Consider the following 5,440-nt stretch of genomic DNA (forward strand, 5'->3'; position numbering starts at 1 on the left):
ACGCGTCCCGCCGAGATGAGCGGGTGGCCCTAGGCCACCCACCCGCCCCCTTCGACCCCCATGGCTAGGGCCACATGCCGCTCCCTTCGGCGTGATGACTCGCGGCCTTTCGGCTCTGTCCTGAGGGCTTCGCCGTGACGAGTTGGCCGCGGCGTCACGTCGTACCCAGTGGTGCCACTTGAGTTTTCCCTGGAACTTCCCTGGACAATCCCGAGGACTCTGGAAAATCCCGGCACTAGATTGCCTCCATAACCAAGAAGGAGGCGAAATATGGATACGAAATCTCATGGTCGGTTTGTCGGAGCACTGGTGGTGTGCGGCCTGGTGGCTGCAGTCTGGGCGGCGCCGGCCGCGGCCCAGAGCGATGTCCTGACCCAGGGAAATCTGCCCGGCACCTTCGGGTTACGCTTCGGGCCGGATGGCAACCTCTACGTATGTTCCATGGCCGGGATCGCGGTCCTCGACGTCAACCTCGGACAGATGGTGGACCTGATCGGTCCGGAGCGCGGAGTGAACGGCCCGGAGGACGTGAACTTCGGCCCTGATGGCTCCATGTACTGGTCACAAATGTTCACCGGCGAGATCGGACGCATGACGCCGGACGGGACTGTGACCATGCAGATGATCGGCTTCGGCGTCAACTCGATCGTTTTTTCAGCGGATGGACGAATGTTCGTGACCGAACCCTGGAACACCGACACGCTGTACGAAATCGACCCGACGTTTGACGAGCCACCCGAGCTGATCGCCCAGGGCCTCGGCGGCCTCAAGAATCCCGAGTTCGGGCCGGATGGCCTGATGTACGGCGCGTTGATGATGCAGGCACAGGTGGTGAAGATCGACGTAGGTGTGGTGCAGCCGATCGTGGAGACGATCGCCGACGACATTCCCGGGCCCTTCAACGTCAAGTTCGGGCCGGACGACATGCTCTACGTACTCGAGCGCACCGGTTTCACGGTGCAGCGCATGGATCCTGCTACCGGTGCCCATTCGACCTACGCGGAGCTTCCGTTCGGGCCTGACAGCATCGCTTTCGCTCCCACCGGGGCCCTGTTCGTCACCAGCTACAGCGATGGCCTCGTGGCGGTGGTCATGCCCGACGGCAGTGTTCAGACGGTCGTGCCGGGTGGCCTGACCCTGCCCTCGGGGATCTCGGTCAAGCAACGGGTTGACGGGGAGTCGGTATTCGTGGGCAATCTGTTTTCGTTACACGAGTACGATGGCGCTACCGGCGAGATGCTGAGTATCGATCGGTTCCACTTTCCGCCGATTGGGTTTGGCGGCGCCCTGTCGGTCGCGAATGCCGGAGAAAACCTCGTCCTGACCAACTTCTTCCCCACCGGACGCGTGCAGGTTTGGAGCCCGGACACCGGCGAGGTGGTCACGGACAGTTTCGACTTTCCCGTAGTCGTAAACGCCATCGCGTTCGGTGACGATCTGATCGTCGTCGATCTGGGTATGGGCGAGGGCGAGGCGCGGGTAGTTCGGGTCGGAGAAGGCGGAACGACGGTGCTCGCGGACATCACCGATGAAATAGTGCTCCCCCTCGGCCTTGTCGCCAGAGACGACGATCTGTGGGTGGGCGACTGGTACACCGGCGTGGTGTGGCAGCTGATCGCCGGCGGTCAGACGCTGGCGACACCGATCCCGGCGGCTACCGGGCTCAGCGGGCCCGAGGGATTGGCATTTGATCTCGACGGGTCGCTGCTCGCGGTCGAGGGAACAGCCGGCCGTGTGTCGCGCATCCACCTGGAATCCGGCGCGGTCACCCCTGTGGTGAGTGGTCTCGAGCTTTCAGCGAGCGGGGCCGGTATGCTGCCGCCGTTCTCCACCTTCAACGGGATCGCGGTGGGGCCGTCGGGGGCACTCTACGTGACCGGCGACCTGGGTGTGAAGGTCTACCGGCTGGTGCCACAGAGGTTGTACATTCCGGGGGCCGCCAAGGCCGGAGGCGCCAACGGCAGCCGCTGGACCACAGATCTTGAGATCATGAATTGTGGCTCCGAAACGGCATCCTATACGGTGGATCTCCTTGTTCGCGGGCAGGCGAATCTCTCTCCGGGTTCGGCGTCTTTCGAGCTGGCGCCGGGCCATGCGGTGAGGTACGCGAACGCGCTCGACAGTCTTTTCCACACCAGTGGCGCTGGCACCCTGAGGGTCACCTCTGTTCGCGGGGACCTCATCGCATCGGCCCGTACCGCGACCTCCGAGGGGGGGTCTTCCCATAGTGTGTACATCGACGGGATGGATGCTGCGACCGCTGCCGGTGCGGGACAAAACCGGCACCTGACCCAGCTGCAGAATGACGATGCGGCCCGCACCAATATCGGTGTGGTCAACGCATCGGCGACTCCAATCTCGGTTGATGTGAGGTTTTTCGCCGCCGATGGCGTCTTTCTCGCCGAACGCCAACTCGAGGTCGAGCCGTTCGAATCGCGTCAGATCAACGACGTGTTTTCGAGCCTTGATTCGACGAAGGCGCTCGACGAGTTGCACGATGCGTACGCGGTGGTCGGCTCCTCGACGATCGGAGCGGCGTTTTTCACCTACGCCTCTGTTGTAGACAACAAAACCAATGACGCAATCTTCGTACCGGGCCGATAGGAATTGATGGCGGACCCGGGCCTTGCGCCCGGGTCCGCCTCTTTCCGGGGGGATGGATTGTGCGTGGGCGACGGCACTCCGGTCGGAAGGTCGCGGGCATCGGCGGCGTGGTGGTGCCTTTCCCGGCGAACCGAGCGTCGGGAAGAGACTACAATGGGGCCGCCATGCAAACCGAGACAGCACATTCGGCGGAGCCGATCGGGCCTTTCCGACTCGGCGCCTGGGAAGTGAGACCGCGCCGCAACGAGCTGAAATCCGAACAGGAATCGCGGCACCTCGAGCCGAAGGCGATGAATCTGCTCGTATTCATGACATCGAACGCCCCGGAGGTCGTGTCGAAGAATGCCATCATCGACGCTGTCTGGGAAGGGCGCATCATCTCCGAAGGGACACTCACCAACACCATCGCCGAACTTCGCCGAGCGCTGGGCGACGACGCTCGCCACCCGCGCTACATCGAAACCATCCCCAAACGCGGATATCGTCTGGTAGCGGCCGTCGAACCGGTCTCGTCATCGACCGGCGACGACGCGCGAGCCTCACCTCTGCGACGAAGGGCAATCTTGTGGTCCGCGATCGCGGCTGTCCTGCTCGCCATGTTGGTGGTGACGGCCCTCGTCGTGCAGACGCGAAGAAGCCCGCTCGACCCTGAACAGGTTCTGGTCGGGCCTTTCGTCAACCGAACCGGAGACCAGTCGTTCGATGCCATGGCACTGCTCGCGCGCGACCGGCTGGTGACCGAGCTTTCTGGGTCGGGACTGGTCCAGGCAATCCCGTCGAAGCTCGACGAGCCCGTCGACTCGATCGACCCACTGTGCTCCGCAGCGCGGCGTTCGGGGGCCGGGTTGGCGATCGGCGGCACGCTCTACCTTCACGAGGGTGAAATCGAGGTGCAGGCCAAGATCGTGGATGTGCAAGAGTCCGCTCCGCTGTTTGCCGTCCCCGCGACCATCGCCGACCAGGACAGGATATCCGAGGCTCTTGACCAGGTTGTCCAACGAACCGTCGGAGCGATCGCGACGCATCTTCGCGCCCACGCCCACCTCCAATTGATGTCCCACGTTCCGGCGTTCGAAGCCTATCAAGAGTTCATCACAGGTTCGGAGCTGTATATCGTCGATCCAATCGCGTCGATCAGCCATCTGGAGCGCGCGGTGGAGCTCGACCCCGAATTCACCTCTGCAAAATTTCGCCTGGCATCGGCGTATCGCTATGTGGGGCGCCGGGCGGACAGCGCCGAAGTGCTGGCCCGTCTCGACGAGCGCCGACCGGTTCTCACGGAGTTCGAGCGGCTCTGGCTCGACTACTTCTTGACGAGATCGGAAAACCGGCACAGGGATGGCCTGGCCCTGCTTCGGCGTATCGAGGACATCGTCCCCGATGACCTGGTCGTCCACCATCTGATCGGCACGCGGGCGTATGCGCTCAACCGACCGAGAGAGGCCATCGCCGCGATTTCGGCCATGTTCGGGGGCAAGGGATTCGACAGCTTCGCGCACAATCCGTTGACCGTCGGAAGTTTCCGGCGGTGCGCTATTTCCTACCACATCGTCGGAGATCACGAGGGAGAGCTGCGAACTGCGCGCACCGGACTCGAGTATTTCCCGACGCACCACGATCTCCTGGTGGCCGAGGCACGCGCACTGGTCGTTTTGGGTGACGACACCGGTTTTGAAGAGGTTGTCGCCGCGGCCCTGTCCACTCCCACGGGCCTGACGCCGGCGAACCTGTTCATCGAGGCCGCGGCCACTGCACGGGCCCACGGCCGTCCCAATTTGGCCCGCAAGCTCGCCCACAGAGCCCTCACCGTGCTCGACGACCGTGCCGATCCGAACGAAATCATCGTCGAGGGTTGGCTGCGAGCCCAGGCCCTGGTGCTGGCCGACGAACTAGATCGGGCGCAGGCGGTGCTCGAGACCGTTCGTTCGATTCAGGATAGGGGGACCGCCTTCCAGTCGCTCGGGGTCGAAGGATGGCTCGGTGCAGTGGCGGCGAGAAGGGGTGATCTCGAGACGGCCCACGCCATCGAAAGTTCACTGGCAGGGCTCGAGGGACAGCAGCTGAGGGGCTGGCCGGCCCACTACCGCGCGGCCATCGCGGCCTGGCTGGGCGATCGTGACCAGGCGATGGAGCTGCTGAGCCAATCCCGCGCCGAGGGGTGGGGTTCGTTCGACTACTTCCACGATATCCACCGGGTCCTCTTCGAACCGCTCGAGGGGATGGAAGATTACGAGTCATTGTTGCATCCCGACGCGTAGAATCTGACGAGCTTCATCGTTAGCGGGATCGCCGCGGTCATCCAGTAACTCGCAAGCCAGGTCTTCTCGCCGGACCGGCCTGCACACGTCGTTGCGGTTACCGGGAGCGCCCTACCAGGTTGGAGTCTCAGTTGGTAGTGTTTCACGCCTGAACGGCCTCTGCGGATCCGGCCAGTGACCGTCTCTCGCCCTGCGGTCGAGAACGAAGCCTGCCACGGCGTAACCGAGGGCGAAGCCGGCCTCCCCTTGACGCCAGCATCTGGACTCGAACTACGCCCTGGCAAGCCAATCTGTCATCTCGTACGACACATACCGAGCTCATGCGCCGATTACCTTGACAAGGTATACCTTTGAAAGGTATATTGAATTCGGGTGGCGATGCAAGGCTTTTCCAGCCGGGCCGTCGAGAGGTTCTTTGTTGAAGGGGTTGTCCCCAAACGAGCCGGTTGGGCTGGGGTTGCCAGGGTCGCTGCCAGAAAACTCGACATGCTCGATTACGCACACCAGTTGACGGATCTCATGTCACCTCCCGGGAACCGCCTGGAAGCTCTGAAGGGCGACCTCTCGGGCTTTCACAG

2 protein-coding genes and 1 pseudogene are annotated in these 5,440 nt (G+C 63.2%); all 3 read left to right on the forward strand.

The annotated features are described in order from the left end of the window. Positions 1 to 270 precede the first annotated feature (270 nt). The 3 genes and pseudogenes from LJE93_06975 to LJE93_06985 all read left to right on the forward strand — a co-directional run bounded on the left by LJE93_06975 (position 271) and on the right by LJE93_06985 (position 5,440). Positions 271 to 2,604, forward strand: coding sequence for a hypothetical protein (locus LJE93_06975; protein MCG6948637.1), 2,334 nt, complete (start codon positions 271 to 273; stop codon positions 2,602 to 2,604). A 164-nt stretch (positions 2,605 to 2,768) separates the two neighbouring features. Next, positions 2,769 to 4,862, forward strand: coding sequence for a transcriptional regulator (locus LJE93_06980; GenBank protein ID MCG6948638.1), 2,094 nt, complete (start codon positions 2,769 to 2,771; stop codon positions 4,860 to 4,862). A gap of 447 nt (positions 4,863 to 5,309) precedes the next feature. After that, positions 5,310 to 5,440, forward strand: a pseudogene (locus LJE93_06985) (type II toxin-antitoxin system RelE/ParE family toxin).

Source organism: Acidobacteriota bacterium, assembly GCA_022340665.1.
GTDB lineage: Bacteria > Acidobacteriota > Thermoanaerobaculia > Thermoanaerobaculales > Sulfomarinibacteraceae > Sulfomarinibacter.

What these genes read in the sequence shown, in the direction of transcription:
- LJE93_06975 (MCG6948637.1), top strand. Translation starts at nt 271, where the DNA reads ATGGATACGAAATCTCATGGTCGGTTTGTCGGAGCACTGGTGGTGTGC.
- LJE93_06980 (MCG6948638.1), top strand. Translation starts at nt 2,769, where the DNA reads ATGCAAACCGAGACAGCACATTCGGCGGAGCCGATCGGGCCTTTCCGA.